This is a genomic window from Bizionia hallyeonensis, assembly GCF_042657385.1.
GTDB lineage: Bacteria > Bacteroidota > Bacteroidia > Flavobacteriales > Flavobacteriaceae > Algorimicrobium > Algorimicrobium hallyeonense.
In genome coordinates this window covers 429,245-454,181 of the sequence record NZ_JBHSLA010000003.1, presented here as the reverse complement: position 1 = coordinate 454,181, position 24,937 = coordinate 429,245, and the positions used below count along the sequence as shown (strand labels likewise).

20 protein-coding genes and 1 riboswitch are annotated in these 24,937 nt (G+C 33.4%); of the genes, 12 read left to right on the top strand and 8 right to left on the bottom strand.

The window, feature by feature from the left end; all coding sequences use genetic code 11:
• Positions 1-136: 136 nt before the first annotated feature.
• Complete coding sequence (locus tag ACFPH8_RS10215; protein WP_376860657.1) at positions 137-2,902, bottom strand: T9SS type A sorting domain-containing protein; 2,766 nt, start codon at positions 2,900-2,902, stop codon at positions 137-139.
• A gap of 493 nt (positions 2,903-3,395) precedes the next feature.
• On the opposite strand from ACFPH8_RS10215, the gene ACFPH8_RS10210 reads away from it, so the two are divergent.
• Positions 3,396-4,100: a Dph6-related ATP pyrophosphatase gene (locus ACFPH8_RS10210; protein WP_376860655.1), complete on the top strand. Its 705-nt coding sequence runs from the start codon at positions 3,396-3,398 to the stop codon at positions 4,098-4,100.
• Positions 4,101-4,168: 68 nt separating this feature from the next.
• On the opposite strand, the gene ACFPH8_RS10205 is transcribed toward ACFPH8_RS10210, so the two are convergent.
• From ACFPH8_RS10205 to ACFPH8_RS10195, 3 genes are read right to left on the bottom strand one after another with little or no spacing between them, the layout of a single operon-like run.
• Positions 4,169-6,127 carry a DUF5074 domain-containing protein gene (locus tag ACFPH8_RS10205; RefSeq protein WP_376860653.1) on the bottom strand — a complete coding sequence of 653 codons (1,959 nt, stop codon included), beginning with the start codon at positions 6,125-6,127 and terminating at the stop codon, positions 4,169-4,171.
• A 21-nt stretch (positions 6,128-6,148) separates the two neighbouring features.
• Positions 6,149-7,228 (bottom strand): YncE family protein, encoded by a 1,080-nt coding sequence (locus ACFPH8_RS10200; protein ID WP_376860651.1) that lies wholly within the window; start codon positions 7,226-7,228, stop codon positions 6,149-6,151.
• Positions 7,229-7,233: 5 nt separating this feature from the next.
• The gene (locus ACFPH8_RS10195; protein WP_376860649.1) at positions 7,234-9,063 is read right to left on the bottom strand and encodes a TonB-dependent receptor plug domain-containing protein; all 1,830 of its coding nucleotides are present in this window, start codon (positions 9,061-9,063) and stop codon (positions 7,234-7,236) included.
• A 33-nt stretch (positions 9,064-9,096) separates the two neighbouring features.
• A riboswitch (cobalamin riboswitch) is annotated at positions 9,097-9,330 on the bottom strand.
• A gap of 222 nt (positions 9,331-9,552) precedes the next feature.
• Here ACFPH8_RS10195 and ACFPH8_RS10190 point away from each other — a divergent pair.
• The 3 genes from ACFPH8_RS10190 to ACFPH8_RS10180 are packed head-to-tail and all read left to right on the top strand — an operon-like array spanning position 9,553 to position 12,571.
• Positions 9,553-10,710, top strand: coding sequence for an ABC transporter substrate-binding protein (locus ACFPH8_RS10190; protein WP_376860647.1), 1,158 nt, complete (start codon positions 9,553-9,555; stop codon positions 10,708-10,710).
• Positions 10,711-10,735: 25 nt separating this feature from the next.
• Positions 10,736-11,758 carry a FecCD family ABC transporter permease gene (locus ACFPH8_RS10185; RefSeq protein WP_248400417.1) on the top strand — a complete coding sequence of 341 codons (1,023 nt, stop codon included), beginning with the start codon at positions 10,736-10,738 and terminating at the stop codon, positions 11,756-11,758.
• An 18-nt stretch (positions 11,759-11,776) separates the two neighbouring features.
• Positions 11,777-12,571, top strand: coding sequence for an ABC transporter ATP-binding protein (locus ACFPH8_RS10180; RefSeq protein WP_248400418.1), 795 nt, complete (start codon positions 11,777-11,779; stop codon positions 12,569-12,571).
• A 34-nt stretch (positions 12,572-12,605) separates the two neighbouring features.
• Here ACFPH8_RS10180 and ACFPH8_RS10175 read toward each other — a convergent pair whose 3' ends face one another.
• Positions 12,606-13,358, bottom strand: a complete 753-nt coding sequence (locus ACFPH8_RS10175) for a hypothetical protein (protein ID WP_376860644.1) — start codon at positions 13,356-13,358, stop codon at positions 12,606-12,608.
• A 467-nt stretch (positions 13,359-13,825) separates the two neighbouring features.
• Here ACFPH8_RS10175 and ACFPH8_RS10170 point away from each other — a divergent pair, with 467 nt between their 5' ends.
• From ACFPH8_RS10170 to ACFPH8_RS10145, 6 genes are all read left to right on the top strand, one after another.
• Positions 13,826-15,337: a reverse transcriptase domain-containing protein gene (locus tag ACFPH8_RS10170; RefSeq protein WP_376860642.1), complete on the top strand. Its 1,512-nt coding sequence runs from the start codon at positions 13,826-13,828 to the stop codon at positions 15,335-15,337.
• 55 nt (positions 15,338-15,392) lie between these two features.
• Positions 15,393-16,790 (top strand): DNA recombination protein RmuC, encoded by a 1,398-nt coding sequence (locus ACFPH8_RS10165; protein WP_376860640.1) that lies wholly within the window; start codon positions 15,393-15,395, stop codon positions 16,788-16,790.
• Positions 16,791-16,805: 15 nt separating this feature from the next.
• Entirely contained in the window at positions 16,806-17,174 is a 369-nt protein-coding gene (locus ACFPH8_RS10160) for a 6-phosphogluconate dehydrogenase (protein WP_248400421.1), read from the top strand.
• Between the two features lies 1 nt (position 17,175).
• Positions 17,176-17,721, top strand: a complete 546-nt coding sequence (locus tag ACFPH8_RS10155; RefSeq protein ID WP_376860638.1) for an acyl-CoA thioesterase — start codon at positions 17,176-17,178, stop codon at positions 17,719-17,721.
• A 183-nt stretch (positions 17,722-17,904) separates the two neighbouring features.
• On the top strand, positions 17,905-18,513 hold the full coding sequence (locus ACFPH8_RS10150) for a transcriptional regulator (protein WP_248400423.1): 609 nt from the start codon (positions 17,905-17,907) through the stop codon (positions 18,511-18,513).
• A gap of 1 nt (position 18,514) precedes the next feature.
• Positions 18,515-19,219, top strand: coding sequence for a DUF3307 domain-containing protein (locus ACFPH8_RS10145; protein WP_376860636.1), 705 nt, complete (start codon positions 18,515-18,517; stop codon positions 19,217-19,219).
• Positions 19,220-19,269: 50 nt separating this feature from the next.
• Here ACFPH8_RS10145 and ACFPH8_RS10140 read toward each other — a convergent pair whose 3' ends face one another.
• The 3 genes from ACFPH8_RS10140 to rpmH form a co-directional block, all read right to left on the bottom strand.
• Positions 19,270-20,121: a T9SS type A sorting domain-containing protein gene (locus ACFPH8_RS10140; RefSeq protein ID WP_376860634.1), complete on the bottom strand. Its 852-nt coding sequence runs from the start codon at positions 20,119-20,121 to the stop codon at positions 19,270-19,272.
• Positions 20,122-20,207: 86 nt separating this feature from the next.
• Positions 20,208-23,060 (bottom strand): carbamoyl-phosphate synthase large subunit, encoded by a 2,853-nt coding sequence (gene carB, locus ACFPH8_RS10135; protein ID WP_376860632.1) that lies wholly within the window; start codon positions 23,058-23,060, stop codon positions 20,208-20,210.
• Between the two features lie 95 nt (positions 23,061-23,155).
• Complete coding sequence (gene rpmH, locus ACFPH8_RS10130; RefSeq protein ID WP_066252696.1) at positions 23,156-23,317, bottom strand: 50S ribosomal protein L34; 162 nt, start codon at positions 23,315-23,317, stop codon at positions 23,156-23,158.
• Between the two features lie 167 nt (positions 23,318-23,484).
• Between rpmH and ACFPH8_RS10125 the strand changes: the two genes are divergently transcribed.
• Positions 23,485-24,381, top strand: coding sequence for a DUF6263 family protein (locus ACFPH8_RS10125; protein WP_376860629.1), 897 nt, complete (start codon positions 23,485-23,487; stop codon positions 24,379-24,381).
• On the top strand, positions 24,371-24,937 hold the full coding sequence (locus ACFPH8_RS10120; protein WP_248400432.1) for a DUF2892 domain-containing protein: 567 nt from the start codon (positions 24,371-24,373) through the stop codon (positions 24,935-24,937). The genes ACFPH8_RS10125 and ACFPH8_RS10120 overlap by 11 nt, the downstream gene beginning before the upstream one ends.

The following is a 24,937-nucleotide window of genomic DNA, read 5'->3' as shown; positions in this document are numbered from 1 at the left end:
TGTTAGATGTTAGATGTTAGATATAGAAAACTAAAATATGGCATTTAAACCACTCAACATTTTCAAAGTTTTATAAAACAAAAAACCCAGACGTTTGTCTGGGTTTTTATTTATAGATTGATATCTACTTCACTTATTAATTTTTAATAACGCGAATTGTTTTCGTTGCATTACCAATAGTTACTTTAACAAAGTAAGCACCTGTTTGTAAGTTAGACATATCTACCTCGCTTGCAACTGTATTAGGAGCCGTACGAAGCACTTCTTGACCTAACATGTTGAAAACAGCTACATTACTAATGTTATTTTGTGCTTTCACATTTAACACACTTGACACTGGATTCGGATAATACGTAAACGCATTTGGAGAATCAAATTCATCTGTTGTCATCGTTTCACACTCTAACATAATTTTATAAGTACCTGTTGTTGTACTACCACTTGAATAATGTGCGATATACACATAATACGTTTCTCCATCAACACTATCAACAATGGTGTATGATTCTTGACCAGTACTTTGATCATCACAACCTATATTTACTAGCGCACCACAAGTACCACTTGTTATTGCTAATTCGTGATCAAAATCCGCATCTACCGTCACTATTAAATCTCCACCGTCACCAGTAAAGGTATACCAAACGCCATTGTTACCGATAGTACAGCCAGAGTCCTCTTGTGTTCCAGTAGAACCTTCCGTCGTTCCAATAATACTATCTCCACATGCAATAGCCTCTGCTGTAGCACATGAAATGTTAGTTGGTATTGGACCTGAAGTTGTAAACGTATATGGACCAGACCATGCACTTAAATCACCACCACCACAATCAGCTTGCACATAGTAATCGTATGTTGTTAATGCGGTTAATCCAGATAATGGTTCTGGATTTGTTGTAGTTCCAGAAATTAATGTTCCTGTTCCTAATGTGAAATCTGTAACGCCCCATTCTACATTCCAAGTGGTTGCAGTTCCAGCTTCTACCCAGCCTAAATCCGCAGAGTTTTCTGTTATTGCCGAAGCTGAACCAGACGATGGCTGTAAACAACTTGGCGCTGTACCTACACATACGTCAAAACTTGTTCTAGTAGTTCCCGAGAAATATGTGTAAATCCTGAAAGAGTATGTATTATTAGGTGTTAATCCTGTTAAGTTTATTGGAGAATTAGGCGTGTCTTGGCAGACTAAACTTGCGCCACCACATGCATCAAAAACTTGAGTAACGATATCAGTTGATCCACTAGTATTAGTGATTGTAATTCTATGATCGGTGCTTGTTGCAACAAAAGAATACCAAACATCATCGTCGGCAGTTCCAACACAACCTGCTAAACTTTGTGTTGCCCCAATAGTTGTTCCTGAAACAGAACTAGCACAAGAATAATCTGGATCCACAGTTAAAACTGTTGCATTTGAACAATCATCGTTTGATGGCGGACAAATAGTCTGTGTAACAGCTGCTTTAACAACCGTACAAGAATCATCATCATTATCATCGTTAAGTGTAATAACCACATCAACACCATTCACATAAGGACCAAATTGTAATGTTCCAGCAGCCGTTAAAGCTTGAGATGGGTTTCCTTGATCGTCTGAAACCGTTAAATCTGTCGCACTTCCCATATCTGTTACTTCAACATCTACATAAAAACCACCACTTACATCACAGTCGTTTACTACAGTAACTGTTGAGGTAGATGCTGCACAGGTGTTTTCTGTTATATCTAACGTATATGCTGTACTTTGCGGTGATGGATAGGTAGATATTACAATATAGTATGTTGTTCCGCCTATCAAACTAACTTCTGGAATACTAGGGTTTCCACTACTTTGCGTATCAGAATCCACACAAGTTACAAAAGGACATTGTTCGTATATAAATAAACCAGTCCATGAACCTGTCCCAGAAGTGGTCATATTTACTGACATATCTGTAGCTGGAGTAAAACTATAAACAACGTCATCACCTGTAAGATAACTAGAAGTAGAACAAGGCTCATCTGCACTACCGTAATCATCGCCATAATTAGACGTATTATCAGTTGTAGAATAAGGTAAAGCTCCAATAATAATTGAGTTCTCGCAAACTTCACCAGGAGGTGTACATCCTGTAGAGAAACTACCTAGTGAAAAATTACAAGCAGCAACCGTATGCTCAACCGTTAAATTTATAACATCACCAATGGTGTAAGGGCCAGCAGTTACAGTTCCTGATGCAACAGGAAATGAACCTCCTAAACCATCAGTTATCACCGTACCATTTCCAGAATCAGCAACAACAACATCAACAGAAAATTGTGATGCACCGCAATTATCTACTACTGTCGAGCTCGTAATATCTGCCGCAACACATCCTAAATCTTGTTGTGCAACAAAATTATCTATGTAAAAATAATAGTCACCGGAAACCCAAGTATTACTAACTCGTAATTTAACATCAGATCCATTCGGTAAGTCAGCTCCCAATACGGTTGTGGTAATATTTGTACACGCATTTGAAACGGTATGATTAGCGTCATTGATAGTCAAAGCGGTTATCCAATTAACTCCATCATCTGTAGAATATTGAATGTCTGCAGAACCCCAACCTGCCTCTTGAGCAACGGTTGGCGTTGAAAAACTGTATTCAAGAATTTGATAATCAAAACTAATTGTTAAATCGGTAGCGTTAGATGCGCCAACTTGATTAGGGCTAGTTAAGTTACCCGTAGCACTACTACTCCATAAATTATCACGTTCTGATGCTCCAGCACAGGCAGCAGAAGTTGAATTAGCGTAAGAATCTGTCCAACCAGCAGGAGTACCAGAATCAAAATTTTCACTAATGTTTACTTGCGCATTAGCCTGCCATGTAAAAGCAAAAGCTAAAATTGCAAAAATTTGAATTGTAAATTTTTTCATTTTTTAAATTGGTTTTAAATTAATAGTGCTCCAATATATTACAATTAAAAAGGTTATACCATATCGATGAGATTGTAATCGATAAAAAGCATGATTTAAACGTTAAAAGGATGTTAATTTTTTATGCATGCATAGTATAATTACTAAAACATTAAGGTATTCGCAGTAATGCTTTACATAAATTCAGAATAACACTTTAAAACCGTCCGTTTTATTACATATAATTTACTGACCTAAGCAACCATTTGCTCTGGTCTTCCCCACTTCTATACGCGCTTCAATAATATTCGAGCCTAGATTAACGATGGCAATAAAATCGTTGTATTATCAATTAGGGTCTCCCCAACTGGAAACATAATCTTTGCCACTTTTAAACGCCATTTAATCTGGCAAATCCAGTTCAGATAGTTACTTCTTTTAAATATACAAAAACACACATTTTTTTCAATTTAATATGCCCTAAAAACCATAGGTTTGTACTCTAATTTGACTTATGAAAACTTACAAAACCTACCTTAACTGGAGTACAGGAAAAGACTCGGCGCTGGCACTTTACTATTTATTACAAGATGAACGTTATAGTGTTGAACAGTTTATTACTACGGTAAACACGGCTTTTAATCGTGTTTCTATGCATGGTATTAGGATTGCCTTATTGGAAAATCAAGTTGCTGCTTTAGGTATGCCCCTTTGGCAAATTAAACTTCCAGAACAACCAAGCATGGACGATTATAACAAAATTATGACCGAAGCGACAACGAAACTTAAAAAAGACGGTTATAGTTATGCTGCTTTTGGCGATATTTTATTAGAAGATTTAAAACAGTACCGTGAGGATCAACTAGGGAGTCAAGGTATTAAAACGGTGTTTCCACTTTGGCAAAGAAATACCAAGCAATTAATGCAAGAATTTCTAGATTTAGGTTTTAAGGCTGTAATAGTTTGTGCCGATGCCACCTATTTTACAGACCATTTTGTTGGTAGAGTTATAGATGAAGATGTAATAGCTTCCCTTCCTGAAGAAGTGGATCCCTGTGGCGAAAATGGTGAATTTCATACCTTTTGCTTTGATGGCCCCATTTTTAAAACGCTTGTAGCTTTTGATATTGGCGAAAAAACCTATCATGAATATCCAAAACCGAATTCAACCGATGCTGCTTCAGGGTTTTGGTTTTGCGATTTAATTCCTACCTTATAAAAAATGCCATTATACTCAAACCTTATTTAGAGCATAACGGCATTTTTATGAGCTATAACAAAACGGTATTACTGCTTAATCAGTTTATACAATCCGTTTTTATTTTGCGATGTTATTTTCACCACATAAACACCTTGTTTTAAACTAGAAATATCGATCGTTTTTAGACTCGTATTTTTAAGTTGCTTTACTAACTTTCCTGTTATATCGTACATGTCCATATCCATAACGCCATTAACACCTTTTATATTAAAGAAACTAGAAGCTGGATTCGGATATATTTTCAATTCGGTTAGTTTAGTATCTGCAATACTCAAACTAACTTGATTAATAACGCCAACAGCGTCTAAATCGAAACCACCAGAACCAAACGGTGTTGGATATGGGTCGTTTACCATATTTCCATAAGAATCATAAGTGGCAAACGCCGGATCAATAGTTCCAATAGCATCAACAACTTTAACGTGCGTAATTCTAGTTTTATCCAATAACGGGTTGTTAGGAATGTCATTTAAATCGAAAGGTGTTCCAAAACCAGCACGGTATTTTCCTGCTAGATTATTGATATAGGTAGCATCAACAGCTCCGAAACCTCCTACTTGCGTATCCGTTTGCGTTTGACTATGTGATGGAAATCTGAAATAATTAACACCATCTGAACTTACTTCTACAAAAGCCAATTCTAAAAAGGTATCACTAAATGAGTTTTCAAAAACGGCAAAATCATATCCAGATCCATCAGTAATTGGTGTATCAAAGGTTAAAATAGCATTTCCTCCATCACCTAAACTTATAATCGCGTTATTAGCAACACCTGTAACGTTAGACTCTGTACCTATAGTAGCATAACCACTTCCTGAATCAGCAATATTAGTTAAACCTCTTGTTACAGTGGCACCTGAAGCCCAATCCACAAATAATGCACTATTCGTTTCAATAGCCGTTGAACCTATTTGCCCTGCTGCTGGTGGATAAACACCTAGAGGCATGATATGCTTGTAAACACCATTAGGAATAACACCTACGGTATAAGAGTTCTGAAATACGCCAGTTGTATTGTAAGAAACGACTTTACCATCAATAACATAATTTTCAGCATCCGATAAATAAAGCACATTGTCTATCAGTGATAACCCGTAAGCTATAGCAACACCTTCTGATGCTGTGTTGATGAATTCCGTAGTTGGCAAACTAGCTGAAAAATCAAAATTGTAGATATTATTATCTACTACATAATATGCTTGACCATTATCAACTTGTAAAAAATTAGGATGTTCACCGAGTGCAAAATTATATACATCCATTACAGAAAAATCAACTAAATCTATTCTATATAATTTACCTAAAGACTCTGCTCCTGTCCATGCTGGTTTTCCACCGCAAAGCACATATAAAAAATCGTCATCGGCTACAATAGAATTTGGCACATCGGCAACCGAAATTTCTGACACACTGTTATCATTTAAATCAATAACCGAAACGGTATTTCCAAACCCATAACCACCTTGATGCGCTACAAACAGCTGATTATTCTTTTTAACAATCTGTTCTGGTCCTTCATTAACAGAAATAGTACTGGTTATGGTATTGGTATCTAAATCTAACACAGCAACAAAATCGTCAGAAATATTTGTGGGATCTCCCCAATTAGTAATATATGCATACCCGTTATCAAATTCTATATTACGCGGGTTGTCTAACCCTGTTGTAACCGTAGTTATATGAGTAAATGTTGCTCTATCCACAATATTAATTTCACTAGTCCCATTTGAAACAATATAAGCGTTATCACCAGAAAACCCCATTCCTTGTGCTAATTGTCCAATATCCATACCAGTGTTTTCAGTTGCAAAAACATTGTTATTAATAGTTCCAGAAGCGCTTAAAAAAGAAACAGAGGCTGTATTAGTACCATACATGCCTTCATTTAAAACAAAAACCCCATTATCATAATTGCCTTGCGAAAAGCCAGAAAAGGCTAAAAGACCAAAAATAATAGGTAGTAAGAATAGATAATTTTTTTTCATTGCTATTTAGTTTTAATTAATTTAATTGTTGTTATAAATCCCGTTGGGAATTAGTTTTACATTATAATTTTCTTGATATTCTCCTTGTAAGTTGTACATATATACCTCACCATTAGACGTATAATCTTTGGCATCTGCTATATAGATATTTTCATTAATAATACTAAAGCCATACAAAACACCCATATTTTGGGTATTTGTATTAAATAGCGGTGTTGTAGGTAATGAAAAATTAGTTAAATTCATTTTATAAACCTCCGTATTTAAAGTGTAAAAAAGTGCGTCGTCGTTAATTTTTAGATTACCAGGATGAACGCCATTTGCAAACATAATTTCATTAGTAACCTGATTTGTTGCCATGTTTATTTTGTATAAACCACCTAAAGTTTCATGGCCCGTATAATCACCTTTTCCGGCGCAAAGCACATATAAATCGTTATTATGAATCATCATATTTCTAGGCACATCAGCAACTTGAATACTAGAAGTAACGGTTTCCGTATTCGAATCCAACACAGATATGGTGTTACCGTAACCCCAACCTCCATAATGTGCCACGTATAGCGTTCCATTATTATTCACTATCGCGTCTGGTCCTTCTGCCACTGGAATAGTATTAATTACAACGTTGGTTTCTGTATCTAAAACCGCCACATAATCGTCCGTAGTATCTGCTGGATCTCCCCAGTTAGTTATATAGGCTTTATCTTCATAAAATGTCATATAACGCGGGGTTAAAATATCGTTTTCAACTGTTACAATATGCTCAAACGTATAGCGATTTACCACTTCAATAGTATTGGAATTGTTTACAACTATATAAGCTTTATCTTCATGAAACGCCATGCTTTGCGCCACATCGCCTAGAGCTCTTTGGTTAACGGCATAAAAAATGTTATTATAAACCTGCCCAGAATTATCAATAAAAGATACCGATGCATTGGAATACGTGTAACCACCTTCATTTAACACAAAAATGCCATTAGCATAATCACCCGAAGGTGGCGGGGTATCTACAATAATATCACGGTCGTCGCTCGTACAATTCTGCAAAAGCAAAATGGCTACTAACATGGTGCATAGTTTCAAAAGTCTTTTCATAATTTTTAAATATTAAAGTTTACATACATATTAAAATTTCTGCCGGGCATAGGTCGGTTTAATACACTTTCATAGGACTCATTCCATAAATTAAGAGCTTGTACGCCCAGGATGTAGGAATTGGTTTTATTACCCAAATTATATTCTATACCAAAATTAGCTACCATATAGCTATTAAGTATGTGTTCTGTAGCGTTATCTGTAGTTGTAAAAACTTCGCCGTTGCGGATGTATTGATAATAAGCCGACAAGTTTTTATAGCTATAACCAATAGCTGTAGTTAGTTTGTGGTAGGGTACATAAATAAGTTGTTTATCTGTTTTCTCGTTTGTTGAAACCGTATAAGCATAGGTTGCAGAAACATTAACCGTATGGAATCCGATATTTTTTTTAGCTGTGAAAAGGCCCTCAAATCCGTAAATTTTAACGTTTTCAGCGTTTTTTGGTCGCCAAACCCCATTAATATCTGGTGTCCATAATAATAAGTTTTGCACCTTATTGTAATACCCGTTTAGCGTTAATGTCACATTTGGAATATGTAAAACATGGCTCATTTCGCCTTGATAAGACAATTCGGGTTTTAAGTCCGTATTACCGAGCCCTTCCCAGTACATATCATTATAAGTAGGGATTCTGAAATTTTTAGATGTATTTAATTTTAGACTATAAAAATGGGTAATTTCTGCTTGCAAGCCAGCGGAATACAAAAAAGGGCTTTTATAAACGCTATTTAATTCTTGACGCAAACTAATCTCGTACATAAACCGTTTGCTTATTTTATGTTTTAAGCCCAAAACGGCAGACCCTAAATTGCGTTTTTCATGTTGAATATCAGAACCTTCGCCATTATTATGATTATAATTTAATCCACCACTAAAAAGCATGCGGCCTAATTCATAATCTAAATTGTATTTTACAAACAGGCTTCCAACGTCGCCAAAAGTGTAGTAATCTCTAGCAATATTGGGGTAGTATTTATAGTTTTCCGTAATGTAAGCAACTTTGGTGTTTGAAGTTATATTTTTGGATTTTGATACCCATTCCACCATACTTCGGGTGTTAAAATCGTCGTACTTGGTTGCTAAAGCGTTGGGGGTTGGAAGTGAAAAATTACGTTTTCCATCGTAAATATTAGCATAAATATTAATAGCGTTGTTAGATTTCAACTTAAAACCTAAAACAGTACTAATATTGGTGTTATTAAACTCGCCGTTTTTATTAATCCGATTTGTTCCTAAATACTTATAATCGTTTTCGGAGCCCTGATGAGAAACACCTAATGAAAAACTAGTTTTTTTGGTTGAATAAGCAGTTTTATAATCGATTCCATAGGTATTATAACTTCCGTATTTTAAAAATAAATCATTTTCAAAACCAGTGTTGTACTTTATTTTATTTTCTAAATAAATACTGCCGCCAATAGCATTACTACCATCTACAACGCCACCGCCGCCCGATTTTACAACAACACGATCAAAGCCACGCGTATTAATGGTATTAAAATCCGTCTGACCTGTAGTTTGCGAATTTATATTAATACCATTCCATAAAACTGCTGTTTGCTGTGCTGTTGTACCCCGAAAACTAGGCGAAGACACCATACCTAAACCATTTTCTTTTAAGTAAATTGTAGTATTATAATTTAGAAGACTCGTAAGAGATGTTTGATTGCGTTTTAGAACACTATCATTTAAAACGGTTTGAGTTATTGTGTAAACAGAGTCTTTTAATTTGATGTACTTCAAACTCACCTCATTCAATTCTGTTAAAGGTCCGACTTGCGCAAAAGTTGTACCACAGGATAAAAATATCAACAATGTGAAAAATCTATTCATAATCAATGAGCCCTTTACCCGAAAGCTTTTATTTTTAAGGTAATGAAATTGGCAGGTCTCCTGACTTGTTTTATGTTATTAAACCTTCCCAGTAATAAAACCAGTGGTTATTGAAGTAATAACATCTCTAAATAGAGATACTCAATTGCGTTGAGTATAAACTTACAGTTGCGGGAACAGCTCTGGATTTTAACCAGATTCCCTTTTAATTGAAGCAATCGTGAACATTTTTAACAGGATTTAAATACCACTTAAAAACATGCTGATTTACTATCAAACCAAATTCACGGCAAAAGTAATTATTCTTTTCAGATTAGCACCATGAACCTTATTTTTTCTTGGTCATTTTATAAAGTAAATAAATAAATCCCACTAAAAAATGAAAGATTACAACGCCAGCTACTATATATAATGTTACATTTGAACCGTCACGCATAGTTAAAAATTTTCTATAAATTTACGTGATTTTTAATTCTTCAAACGTTACAAATGTTACATAAAAAGATAGTTTTTATTACGCTTCTATTGAGTTTATTTTTCTGGAATTGTCAGGACAAAACCAAGCAAGAAATTAGCCTACCCAAAACCAGCAAATCATCTATGAAAATTGATTATGCCGCAGGTTTTGCCATTACAAATTATGAAAATTCCACACTACTAACCATTAACAATCCTTGGCCAGACTCTGATAAAAATTACCGCTATCTTTTGCTTACAAAAGCGCAGGCTGCTGTAAGCACATATAACAAAAGTGATTACGATGGCATAATTACTATTCCTGTTGAAAACATGGTAGTTACATCAACAACCCATATTCCTGCATTGGAATTATTAGAGGTTGAAAACACCTTAATTGGATTTCCAGGAACCGATTATATTTCTTCCGAAAAAACGCGACAATTAATTGAATCGGGTGCTATTAGAGAACTCGGAAAAAATGAAGGTATTAATACCGAAGTATTATTGGAACTGAACCCAAATGTGGTGATTGGTTTTGGTATTGATGGTAATAATAAGAGTTTTGAAACCATCAGAAAATCAGGAATTCCTGTTATTTACAATGGTGATTGGGTAGAAACTTCGCCATTAGCAAAAGCAGAATGGGTTAAATTTTTTGGAGCACTTTATAATAAAAGCAACCAAGCGGAATCTATTTTTAAAGCGATTGAAACCGATTATTTAGAAGCTAAAAGTTTAGCTGAAAATGCCAGCAGCAAACCTAGGGTTTTAAGTGGTGCCATGCATAAAGATATTTGGTATTTGCCAAGCGGAACAAGTCCAGAAGCACAACTTTTAAAAGATGCCAACGTAGATTATTTATGGGCAAATTCGGAAAGCAAAGGAAGCCTAGCTTTAAATTTTGAAGTGGTATTTAATAAAGCCAAAGATGCAGATATCTGGATTAGCCCTTCCTACTATAATTCATTGGAAGCTTTAGAAAAAGCTAATTCACACTATACCCAATTTGATGCTTTCAAAAATAAAAACATGTATTCTTTTGTTAATACTGCAGGTAAAACAGGCGGTGTAACCTATTATGAAATAGGAACGGCCAGACCTGATTTGGTATTGAAGGACTTGGTAAAAATAGCACATCCTGAAATACTTGAAAATTATGAACTACAGTTTTTTAAACGCCTAGAATAAACCGATATTTGCACGAATCCGTTTTATGCATACCAACTATACATACGCTTTTATTACCCTCATAATCCTGCTGGTAATTTGCATTTTAGCAAATATTAGTTTGGGTTCGGTATCTATTCCCATATCGGCAATTTTTGAAAGTTTTGTTGGCACTTTAGACCACGAATCTTGGTCCTATATTATTAAAGACTACCGCTTACCAAAAGCACTGACAGCGGTTTTAGTCGGTTCTGGATTAGGTATTTCTGGATTATTAATGCAAACCTTATTTAGAAACCCATTGGCTGGTCCGTTTGTTTTGGGTATCAGTTCCGGAGCTAGTTTAGGTGTGGCACTCGTTATTTTAGGAGCTGGAGTTTTTGGTGGCGCATTTGCCACAATTTTTGTATCCAAATGGAGTATTATTATTGCGGCTAGTTTAGGGAGTTTTCTCGTGCTCTCAGCAGTTTTAGTGGTGTCTTCAAAAGTACGAGATACCATGGCTATCCTCATTATAGGACTTATGTTTGGCAGCATTACTGCTGCTGTGGTTAGTGTCCTCTCCTACTTTAGTAGCGCAGAACAACTTCAGCAATATATTTTCTGGGGATTTGGAAGTTTAGGAAACCTATCATGGCAAGAATTGGGTATTTTCTTTATCGTTTATAGCCTCGGCATGCTGTTGACAATTTTCTCAATCAAAGGTTTAAATTCACTTTTATTAGGTGAAAATTATGCGAAAAGTCTTGGATTAAACATCAAGCAAACGCGACTTATTATTATTATTGCTACTAGTTTATTAGCGGGAACCATCACCGCTTTTGCTGGACCTATTGCTTTTATTGGTTTAGCTATTCCTCATATTACACGTCAAATTTTTACAACATCTAATCATAAAATATTAATTCCAGCCGTGTTTTTATTTGGCGCCATTATCATGCTTATTTGCGATAGTATTGCGCAATTACCAACTAGTGATTATACCTTGCCAATTAACGCAATTACGTCATTAATGGGAGCTCCTGTGGTTATTTGGTTGTTAGTACGTAAACGTAAAATGTTATTTTAATAAAAAAGAATATAGAAAGTGACTAAAAGCAACCCACATACTATTCTTAAAACGGAAAACCTCACCATTGGTTACGCTTCCAAGAAAGCAAACACCATTGTGACTTCCAATATTAATATGGCTTTAAAAAAAGGGCAGTTAATTGGTTTAGTTGGTGCTAATGGTATTGGTAAATCCACACTTTTACGAACGCTTACTCATGTGCAAGATAAATTATCAGGTACGGTTTTTCTAAATGAAAAAAATCTAGAAACCTATACAAATGCTGATTTAGCTAAAACCATGAGTTTGGTATTAACTGAAAAAATTGCTTCTAAAAATCTATCTGTTTTTGAATTGGTGGCTTTAGGCCGACAACCGTATACCAATTGGGTTGGGAATTTATCTGCAAATGATTTGGAAGTTGTTAATCGGGCTTTAAACCAAACTAATATTGAAGCATTAAAAGATAAAAAGTGCTTTGAATTAAGTGATGGTCAATTACAAAAAGTCATGATTGCACGTGCTTTGGCTCAAGATACCGATTTAATTATTCTGGATGAACCAACAACGCATTTGGATATGTATCACAAAGCTTACATATTAAAATTACTTCAAAAGTTGGTTAAAGAAACCCATAAAACCATTCTGTTTTCTTCTCATGAAATAGATTTGGCTATTCAATTGTGTGACACTATGGTGGTCATGACAAACAATACGGTTATAACCGATACGCCTTGCAACCTGATTTCTGAAGGTGTTTTTGAAACCCTTTTTCCTAAAGATTTAATTGCTTTTGATAAAAAATCGGGAAGCTTTCGGGTAAGAAAATAATTTTGTTATCTTGAACTTATTTAGTGCCTCAATTTTAAGATTTTGTATCCTTTTTTTTCGATTTGGTGTTATGAGGGACTAAAGTCTCAAATGGTTGCTCATCAATAAAGCATTTCTTTGGTAAATACTGTTCACTAAATTTCATTTGATTAGAATTAAACCATTTTACTTTATATGATACTTTAGAAATTATTTTTTTTCTACTTCCATTAGGATAAAATAAATCTTCACCTAGTTCTTTTTTATACCCACATAAAACAAACTCTGGTGATGCATAATTAACGACATATTGAATAGTTTCTTTTTTCTCATCTTTTGTAACTCCATTGATTATCTCCTTCTTTACAGAAGTTCTCTTTTTAAGAATTTCAAGTTTCTTTGTTTTAAAGTATACAATATTTCCATATTCGTAATTTGCACTTTTATATTCTGAAACCTCATTAATAAGACTTTTATATTCAGAATCATCAGAATCATTTTTTTCACCATCCAACTTAGAAATATAAAAACTAGTAAAATCCATTAACATAGATTCATAAACAACTACATCTGTAAATTCGCTTTTATTATCATCAAAAAACAAACATGTATATTTTATTCTCTCTCCTATTTTTTTTCCATTATTAGTGTCTACTACTTTCTTCTTATTATCTTCAAAGTACACTTCTTTAACTACCATAAATGGCGGCACTAACTTACCATCACCTTTAATATATCTATCGTAAAGTAATGGATGTGTTTTAAAAGTTACTATATCACCAATTTTAAATTTATTAACTAAACTCATTCTGCTTTTTTTTATTAAAGATAAGAATAATAGTATATTTACATTGAAGTAAGGAAGTTCTTTAGTTAAAAGGAATAAAACATTTGTTGAACTGCTGTATTGATTATTTAATCAATCACTTAATCCAACTTTTTTTAATTAAAAAGGATAATAAATATGGAGATTAGGAATAAAGTAAGTTAAGCTATTTAGAATTAATTTCCAAGAACTTTGTTCCGCCATCTTCGAAGATGTTGAACAAATTCTTGTCAGAACACTGATTATTCCCCAGTAAATGGGTGTATCCATGGTTTCTAAAGCTGTAAAGACTATCAAATGAATAATTGTTATCATAGTATATAAGTATTTATTTACGTACAACTGCAACGTGAGTCGAGAACTCGGCTAATGGTTCAATCCTTATTTAAGGTGTAAGTTTTATTCTGTTATAAATACGTGCGAGAACTTCTCTTACTTTTATTTTAAATATGAAAACTCAAAAAGATTGGTTTAAAGACAGAGGTTATCCACATTTTACTAATAAGACACCATTGTTTATTAGAAAAAATATAGAGTACTATGTAACCAATCAAAAAAAAGTAGCACACCACTCATTTTCTCCTCTTATTTTTAAAGAAATAAAACAGAGACGTTATAAAATTTCGGATTTTAATGGTATAGAGAAACGTTCCCATAAAAAATTTAAAAATGGAAAAATCATTTCAAACACCAAGATTAGAGAAATACTATATGCAACACACATTGATGCTCATATTTACTCCTATTATACACAACAGATTATTACTCCTAAATACGAGGCATGCTTAAATAAAATCCCTTTAGTATCGAACGCCATTACTGCCTATAGAAAAATTGAAACAGGTGATAAATTAAAGTTTAAAAACAATGTACATTTTGCTAAAGATGTATTTGAAGAAATTAAACAGAGAGAAAATTGTGTAGCTTTAGTTTTAGATATTGAAAACTTCTTTCCTAGCCTTAATCATAAAAAATTAAAACTGGCTTGGGCAAAAATATTAGGTCACAAAACCTTACCAAAAGATCACTTTAATCTATTTAAAGCTACTACAAACTTTTCTTATGTAAAACTCAAAGATTTAAAAACTAAAAATGGTCATTTTGATGAAAAAGAATTAGTTAAACTAAAAAAAGAAGGCAAACACACATTTTTTAATAGTATTAAAGATTTAATTGATTCTGATATTATAATTCACAAAAATCAAAAGAAAGATAATGAAGGTAACTTAATGGGTATCCCACAAGGTCTTCCAATCAGTGCTATTTTAGCTAATATTTACATGTTAGATTTTGATAAAGCTGTTATTAATGAATTAACTCTTAAACACAATGTTTTCTACAGAAGATATTCTGATGATATTGTAATGCTATGTGATAAAAGTCAGATTCAACCAATAGAAGATTTTGTTGAAAAAGAAGTCCTTAAAAACAAATTAAAGGTTTCAATAGAAAAAACCGAAAGAACCTTATTCAAAAATAACAATGGTAAATTACAATCCTATAGGATTGAGAACAATGGAGATTTAAAAGAAAACATACCTCTAAATTATTTAGGCTTCGAATTTTATGGGTATCAAACTCTTATAAAATCAAAAAATTTGGCAAAGTTTTATAGGGAAATGAAACAAACTATAAAACGTAAGCATAAAAGAGTTGAAACAATTAAAGAAAAACATCTTTTAGATGAAGCTCCAATTTTTAAAAGTAAATTATATCGACTTTTTAGTTTTAAAGGTGAAAAATCTAGAATGCTTCCTGCAAGAAAAACTGTTTTTATTAATGGAAAGGCTGAAACCGAGTGTTTTGAAAGAAAATTTAGAGGAAACTACATACGGTATGCATATAGAGCTGCGAATGAGTTAAATGCGCCAGAAATTAAAAGACAATTACGTAACCATTGGAAAATACTTCAAAAAACTATGAAAAAGTATGATTTTTCAAATGTGAAGAAAGAGCCTTAAGTGGTATAACCCAATACGTATATTTTATTACTTTTATATAAATTGATAAAAAATTATGAACGACAGCCTTATTCTCATTATTGCTATTATTTTTTCGGGTGCTATTGGCGCCTATATTGGTCTGACTATTTCCAAACTAAAAAACAAGAGTGACACAAGCACTCTTGAGGAGCGGAACACTAATTTGCAGCAACAACTCGCTAATTTGAAGGTGTCTTTTGATGAAGAAACTCAAAAACAACAATCCTATTTTAATCAACAAACAACTGATTTAAAAGAGCTCCTATCCAAAATTGAAATTGATAGAGATGACATTAGAAAGGAAAAAGAACTTCTAAATTCAGAATTAGCACGACGTAATTCAGAATACGAAAACCTGGAACAACAACTTTTAAAACGCGATGAAGAATTAGAAATTCGCCAAGAACAATTACGTAAGGATTTTGAGCTATTAGCTACTAAAATTTTAGACGAAAAAACAGAGAAGTTTACCCTTCAGAATAAAGAGAACATTAAAAATATTTTAAACCCGCTTCAAGAAAAAATTCAAATTTTCGAGAAAAAAGTAGACGATACACAAAAGGAAAGTATCAGCATGCATTCGGCTTTAAAAGAACAATTGTTGGGTTTAAAAGATTTAAATCAGCAAATGACTATTGAAGCTACAAATCTAACTAGAGCTTTAAAAGGGGATAGTAAAATGCAAGGAAATTGGGGCGAATTAGTTTTAGAACGCGTTTTAGAAAAATCTGGTTTAGAAAAAGATAGAGAGTATTTTGTTCAGCAAAACTTTACAAGGGAAGATGGCACCAGAGTGCTTCCGGATATTGTATTGCATTTACCGGATAATAAAAAAATGATTATTGACAGTAAGGTGTCATTAACAGATTACGAGCGCTATGTAAACGCTGAAGATGATGAACGTGAAATTTATCTTAAAGCGCATATAAATTCTATTAGAAAGCATGTAGACCAACTTTCTGAAAAGAAATATGAAGATTTATACGATATAGAAAGTCCTGATTTTGTATTGCTTTTTATTCCGATAGAACCGGCTTTTGCGGTAGCCATTAATGCAGACAATTCCATTTACAATAAGGCATTCGAGAAAAACATAGTTATTGTTACACCTTCTACCCTTTTAGCTACTTTACGAACGGTAGATAGTATGTGGAATAATGAAAAACAACAACAAAACGCCATTGAAATTGCCAGGCAAGCTGGTGCTTTATATGATAAATTTGAAGGTTTAGTAAAAGACCTAACAGGTGTAGGAAAGAAAATTGACGATGCTAAAAAAGACTATTCATCGGCCATGAATAAGCTCGTTGAAGGAAAAGGAAACCTTATTACCAGTGTAGAAAAAATTAAAAAATTAGGTGCTAAAGCTAAAAAAGCATTACCCGAAGCTATTTTAAAAAGAGCAAAACTGTCGGCTGATGACGACGAATAACAAACAAATTATACGATGAAAAATATAGTAACTAAATTAATAATTGCTTTAGTCCTAGTCATAGTTGGTTATGGCTGTTTTATTTATTTTGCCACATATAGTGAAGGTATTCGAGCTGGCGAACTGGTGAAATTTAGTAGTAAAGGCGTTATTATAAAAACTTGGGAAGGCGAAATAAGTCAAGGTGTTTCAGAAGCCCAATTGTTTGAATTCTCTGTGGAAGATAACGAAGAGCAAGTCATAAAGGACTTAACAGAAATGCAAGGTAAATATGTAAAATTACATTATTTTGAACGCTATAAAACCCTATTTTGGTTAGGTGATACCAAATATTTTATTACCAAAGTAGTATTGGATAAAGAACGCAATAACAGGCGCTATTAATATGAAGAAACCTTATAAAACTGTAGAATGTTCGCGTATTAGCATTGCAGAATTAATGCAGCCATCGCATTCTAATTTTGGTGGTAAAATTCATGGTGGTTATATGTTGAGCCTAATGGATCAAATTGCATATGCCTGCGCTTCCAAACATTCAGAAAACTATTGTGTAACTGCTTCTGTGGATACCGTAAATTTTTTAGAACCGGTGGAAATTGGTGAGCTTGTTACCATGAAATCTTCTATTAATTATGTAGGAAAAACATCTATGGTTGTTGGAATTCGTGTGGAAGCGGAGAATATTAGAACAGGACATGTTAAACATTGTAACTCATCCTATTTTACCATGGTTGCCAAAGATGATGAGGGAAAATCGTCGCCGGTTCCTGGACTCATTTTATCTTCTTTAGAAGAAGTAAGGCGATTTTTAAAGGCTATTGAACGTAATAAAACCAAGAAAAACAGGCTTATTGAGTTTAATAGTACCGATTTTGTTTTAGAAAATTATTTGGAAGAATTATCCGATTACAATATTAAAATTGACCTATAATTTTAGTTATATAGCCCAAACACCCTTTCTAAATTTGTTTTGATTACCAAGTATTTGGATATTTCAATTAAATATTCGATATTTGATTATTCCTTTTAAACGGAATATATTAAATTATTCCTTAATTATAGAATATTTTAAATTATTCATAAATAAAGGCATATAATTACAATATCAACAAATATGACTAGCGTTATTACAGGCGACATAATAAACTCTAAAAACGTCAAACCAGCTATTTGGTTGCCGCAGCTCAAGGATGCGCTAACCTTTTTAGAGTCTGACACGCGCTTATGGGAAATATACAGAGGTGATAGCTTTCAAATAGAACTAAAAAACCCTCAAAACAGCTTTTTACATGCTGTTTATATCAAAGCTTGTGTTAAAATGATAAAAGGCTTAGATGTACGCATAGCAATAGGAATTGGTACTAAAACATATCAAGGTGACACCGTAACCGAATCAAATGGAGAAGCCTTTCAATTTTCTGGTGAAACATTAGAAAACCTAAAAAAGGACAAGATTAATTTAAAGCTAAAAACACCGGATCCTATTTTAAATAGAGACCTAAATTTATACTTTAAATTAGCCTTGATGAGCATGGATAATTGGACCGTAAATTCTGCCGAAATTATAAAAACACAAATTGAAAATCCCCATAAGATTCAAAGTGAAATTGCACAACTAATTGGTATTAATCAAGAAGCCGTAAGCAAACGAATGAAACGCGCTAATCTTGAAGAAATATTAGAACTGAACAACTTGTATATCATTAAAATAAGTAACTTGTAGGATGATTTTATTGATAAAACTTGTTTTAGCACATTTAATTGGAGATTTTATCCTTCAACCAAAGTCTTGGGTAAAAAGTAAGGAAAAGAGAAAACTAAAATCGCCTAAACTCTACTTACATGTTGCCATTCATATGGCGTTGTTATTTATTCTCGTTTGGGATGTATCCTATTGGCCATTACTACTCATTATTACAGTATTGCATTTTATTATAGATGCTATCAAACTGATTTTTCAAAATAAAAAAACCAAACGTCAATGGTTTTTTATTGATCAGCTGTTACACCTCATCAGTATTTTTGCTGCTTATTTCATCTACACAAATACATGGTTTACAACTTCTGAAATACCTACTGAATCTGCTCTACTTCTACTTACCTGTTTGCTATTTTTAACCAAACCTGTTTCTATAATCATGCAGGCTATTTTTAGCAAATGGAATATAGAGAAACTCACCAAGGGCAACGAATCATTAAAGGATGCAGGCAAATATATAGGAATTCTTGAGCGTCTTCTGGTATTCATATTTATTGTTATGAATCATTGGGAAGCTGTAGGTTTTTTAATTACCGCAAAGTCCGTTTTTAGATTTGGTGATTTAAAAGAAAGTAAACACCGAAAACTCACGGAATACATTTTAATTGGCACGCTTATTAGCTTCGGAATTGCCATCATTACCGGTATCATATTTCAAATACTAGTATAAAAAAACCACCAGATAAATCTAGTGGTTGTATATATTATATAAAAATTAAGTTACTGCTTTACAAAGCGCTTTGAAATAGTTTCTTTAGCATTTGAAATTCGCACTAAATAAACACCACTATTCCACTGACTCACATTTATGGATGTATTTATAGCATTAATACGACCTTGATACACAAGAGATCCTAAAATATTATAAACTTCAACTTTAGAAAAACTATTGGATGCAGGCACACGGATGTTTAGTTTAGACTTACTTGGGTTTGGATATATAGTAAAACCCAATTCCTTTGTAACATTAGAACGACTTAATGTTGTAGAGGCTGTAATATTATCAACACGTAATGTAGCTGCAATTACTTCACCTTTCCAATTGTCAATGGAAGAATGACTTAAAATACGCATGGTTAACACATCTCCTAACACATCTGCAACAGAAGCAGGTCCTTGAACAACCGTAAAATCTGAAACATCTAGAGACAAAGCAACACTTGTCCAACCTGTACCAGCACCAAGAAACACAGGGTTTGTAGAAACCATTCGTGTACCCATAGGTCCTTGAAACGCTAAACGTAAATTTAAATCGTTTGTTAACGCTTGCGCTTGAAATTGAATTTCGACAATTCCTTCCGAAATAAAATTACCAGACCATTGCGAAAAAGAGTTAAAAAACACCATTCTACCTCCTGCTCCATTACCACCGTTAGATGTGTATTCTAAAAAATTATCATCAACACCGTTTGGTCCACCAGTGGTAATGTTTTCTGGTGCTCCAGAAGTAGTTCCAATAATCCAATTCTGAACGGTTCCATCCTCAAAATCATCTACTTGCCCCGTAGATACTTGAGCGAATGTCCAAAAAGAGACGGTTAAAAAAGGTATAAGAAGTAGTTTTCTAATCATAATAGGCTATTTACAAAACAAAAGTAACGCTTTTTTGAAAATAAATTACAAAAAAGCGTTACTAATAGGTACTAAAATTCTAGTAATTACTTGCTTAAGTACATTTTACGTCTTGCATATAGGTTGTAAAATTCATCGTCTTTCAAGCTATCGATAAACAAAATACTTTCACCTGTACTCTTCATTTCTGGCCCAAGCTTTTTATTAACATTTGGAAATTTATTGAAAGAGAACACAGGCTGTTTAATAGCGTACCCTTCCAACTTTGGATTAAAGTTGAAATCGGTAACTTTCTTTTGGCCTAACATAACTTTTGTTGCGTAATTTACATAGGGTTCACCATAGGCTTTTGCAATAAAAGGAACTGTTCTGGATGCTCTTGGATTGGCCTCAATAATATATACCACATCGTCCTTAATGGCGAATTGTACATTTATTAATCCTACCGTATTTAAGGCTAATGCAATTTTTTTAGTATGATCTTTTATTTGTTGCAACACCAAATCACCTAAATTAAAAGGTGGCAGCACACCATTACTATCACCCGAGTGGATTCCACAAGGCTCAATGTGCTCCATAATTCCAATAATGTATACGTTTTCACCATCGCAAATAGCATCGGCTTCCGCCTCAATAGCACCATCTAAATAATGATCCAGTAACAATTTATTATCAGGCATTTGGCGTAATAAATCTACCACATGCTCTTCTAGTTCTTTTTTATTAATGACAATTTTCATGCCTTGACCACCTAAAACATAGGACGGTCTAACTAATATTGGAAAATCCAAAACATCTGCAATTGCTAAAGCTTCATCAGCATTTGTTGCCACATCAAATTCTGGGTAGGGAATATTATTTTCTTTTAAAATAGTTGAAAAACTTCCTCTATCTTCAGCTAAATCTAGAGATTTGTAGGTTGTTCCAATAATTTTAATACCGTAGCGGTCTAATTTTTCTGCTAATTTTAAAGCTGTTTGTCCCCCCAATTGTACAATAACCCCTTCTGGTTTTTCATGACGAATAATATCGTAGATATGTTCCCAGAAAACAGGTTCAAAGTATAGCTTATCAGAAATATCAAAATCAGTTGAAACTGTTTCCGGATTACAGTTAATCATTATGGTTTCGTAACCACATTCCGCAGCTGCTAAAACACCATGAACACAACAGTAATCGAATTCAATACCTTGACCAATTCGGTTAGGTCCAGATCCTAAAACTATAATTTTCTTTTTATCTGTAACGACACTTTCGTTAGAGGATGCTATGTTGCCATTTTCTAACTCTACTTCATTTTCAAAAGTGGAATAGTAATAAGGCGTCTGTGCTTTAAATTCGGCAGCACACGTATCAACTAATTTATAAACACGTTTAATTTTAAATTCTTCTCTCTTTGTATAAACTTGACTTTCCAAACATTTTAACATGTGGGCTATTTGTCGATCACCATATCCTTTTTGCTTGGCTTCTAATAGCAAATCACGTTCAATAGTATCAATAGAGAAGTTAGAAATTTCTTTCTCCAAATGATGTAATTCTTCATATTGTTTTAAGAACCACATATCAATTTTTGTAATTTCATGAATACGACTTAATGGAATACCCATTTGAATGGCATCATAAATAACAAAAACACGATCCCAACTTGCATTGGTTAGCTTTTCAATAATTTGATCGTAATTTTTATAACCTTTTCCGTCTGCTCCTAAACCGTTACGTTTAATTTCAAGCGATTGTGTTGCTTTATGCAAAGCTTCCTGGAATGAACGACCAATTGCCATAACCTCACCCACTGATTTCATTTGAAGTCCTAATGTTCTATCAGACCCTTCAAACTTATCAAAATTCCATCGTGGAATTTTCACGACTACATAATCCAAGGTCGGCTCAAATAAAGCGGAAGTAGACCCGGTGATTTGATTGGTTAATTCATCTAAATTATAACCAATGGCTAATTTGGATGCTACTTTAGCAATTGGATAGCCTGTAGCCTTACTCGCTAATGCTGAAGAACGAGATACACGTGGGTTAATTTCAATAGCAATAATATCTTCATTGTTATCTGGACTTACCGCAAACTGCACATTACAACCACCTGCAAAATCGCCAATACTACGCATCATATGGATAGCCATATCACGCATGCGTTGGAAGGTTTTGTCGGACAATGTCATTGCTGGTGCAACCGTAATAGAATCGCCCGTATGGATTCCCATAGGATCCATATTTTCAATGGTACAAATAATAACAACGTTATCATTTCTATCGCGTAATAACTCTAATTCATATTCTTTCCATCCTAAAAGTGCTTTATCAATCATTACCTCATGAATTGGAGAAATTTCCAATCCGCGAGTTAATAATTCATCAAAATCTTCTTCTTTATAAACAATGGAAGCTCCTGCTCCACCAAGTGTGTAAGACGCTCTAATTACTAAAGGAAAACCAAATTCTTGAGCAATTTCCTTACCTTTTAAGTAAGAGGTTGCTGTAGCTTGAGGCGCCATTGGAACTCCAATTTCTAACATAAGTTCCCGAAATTTCTCACGATCTTCGGTTATGTTAATAGCTTCAATATCTACACCTATTAATTTCACATTGAAATCATCCCAAATTCCTTTTTCATCTGCTTCAATCGCTAAATTTAATGCCGTTTGTCCACCCATTGTTGGTAGAACAGCATCAATTTGTGGATGTTCATTTAGAATTTTAATGATGGATTTCGTGGTAAGCGGCAACAGGTAAACATGATCTGCCATGGAAGGATCTGTCATGATGGTTGCGGGATTAGAATTGATTAGAATAGTTTCAATTCCATCTTCTCTTAATGATCGTAATGCTTGGGTTCCTGAATAATCAAATTCGCAAGCTTGACCAATAACTATAGGTCCTGAACCTATAAGCAGAACAGATTTTATGTTTTTGTTTTTAGGCATGTTGAAATATTTTGTGCAAAAGTAGTTAACGAATGGGTATAAAAAAAGGCGTTACCAATTTGGAACACCTTTATATATTAACAATTGTTAATTCATTATTTTTTATGTCTTAACTCAGAAGATACAGATATTTTCTTTCTACCTTTAGCTCTTCTACGAGCAAGGACTTTTCTTCCATTAGCACTAGCCATTCTTTCTCTGAAACCATGCTTGTTTTTTCTTTTTCTTTTTGACGGCTGAAATGTTCTTTTACTCATTACTTATATCTTTAAAGTCTTCTTAATATCTTTTAACCTTGTTTAGGGTTCTATCCCTAAAACTGCGTGCAAATATACAAACCCTTTTTTATTTAACAAACCTTATTTTAAAAATATTTTTTAGATAAAATTTTAGTTTCTTTGCAGTCCTTAAAAAAGGTAAAAAAATGCAGAGAATTTTAGCAACTATTATATTACTATTCACCCTATTAGGCAGTAATACCTACGCACAAACGCAGTTGCAATATAAATTAAAAATTGGTGATAGCATGGCTGTTCACCAAAAAGCTAATCAAAAAATCACTCAAGATATTGATGGAACGACGCATGAAATGACTAATATTTTGGAAAGTAAATTTGTTTTAGCGGTTAAAACTGTCACAGATAGCTCCTATATTTTAGATTTTACGTACAAACTTTTTAAACTGCAGTCAAACTCCAATTTATATGGCGAAATTATGTCTATTAATACAGATGCACCCATAGAAAAGGGCGATACCGAAGCGGCTATTTTCTCTGGACTAACACAATCTAAACTGAAGATTGAACTTTTAAAAACTGGTGATATTATTAGTGTTCGTGGTACAACACGCCTAATTAATAATATGATGAAACACGCGGGAATTGAAGACGAATTCACAAAACAAATCATGATTGAGGAAATGAAGAAAGAATTTGGTAGCCAAAGCCTTTCTGATAGTTTTGAACAATTTACCTTTATATATCCGTTAAACAAAGTAGCTATTAATGATAGTTGGGAAAACTTCTATTCGGGTGAAATGGAAGCTAAAAACACTTGGACTCTTAATGCATTACATCCAACGATTGACATTTTAGGAACAGCACAAGTTTCTTTAGAGTCTGAAGAAGAAAATTACAATATGATTTTAAAGGGTGAACAAAAAACGCTTATTTCTGCAGATATTAAGACAGGTATTGTAAAAACTATGTCTGTGACTTCTAAAACTCAAGGTAACACTGTATCTTTGCAAAATAATTCAGTAAAAATACCAACAACAATAAATTCGGTTACAACCTATAAAACGAAACTTTATGTACAATAAAATTATAAAATTAATCATAGCTATAGGCATCATTGCGTATGCCATTTATCAATTTGTAGAAGGCAACATTGGTAATGGTATCATGTTTATATTACTATCATCAATTTTTGTGTTTCTATATTTTAAAAATGAATTTATTCTATTAGCATTCTTAAGACTTAGAAAGCAAGATTTTGAAGGTGCAAAAAAATGGCTTGATAAAATTAAAAATCCAAGTAGTGCTTTAGTTCAGAAACAAGAAGGTTATTATTACTATTTACATGGCATAATGGTGTCTCAATCTAACATGAATGAAGCCGAGAAACACTTTAAAAAAGCTATTTCTTTAGGGTTATCTATGGATCATGATTTAGCCATGGCCAAATTAAATTTAGCTGGAATTGCCTTTACTAAAAACAGAAAAAACGAATCTAAATTACTGCTTAAAGAAGCCGAAAAATTAGATAAGCGTAACATGCTAGCAGATCAGATTAAAATGATGAAAGAAAACATGAAGCGTTCTCAAGGGCCAAACCAACATTATGGTCAGAATCAAATGCGTGGAAGAAGACGTTAA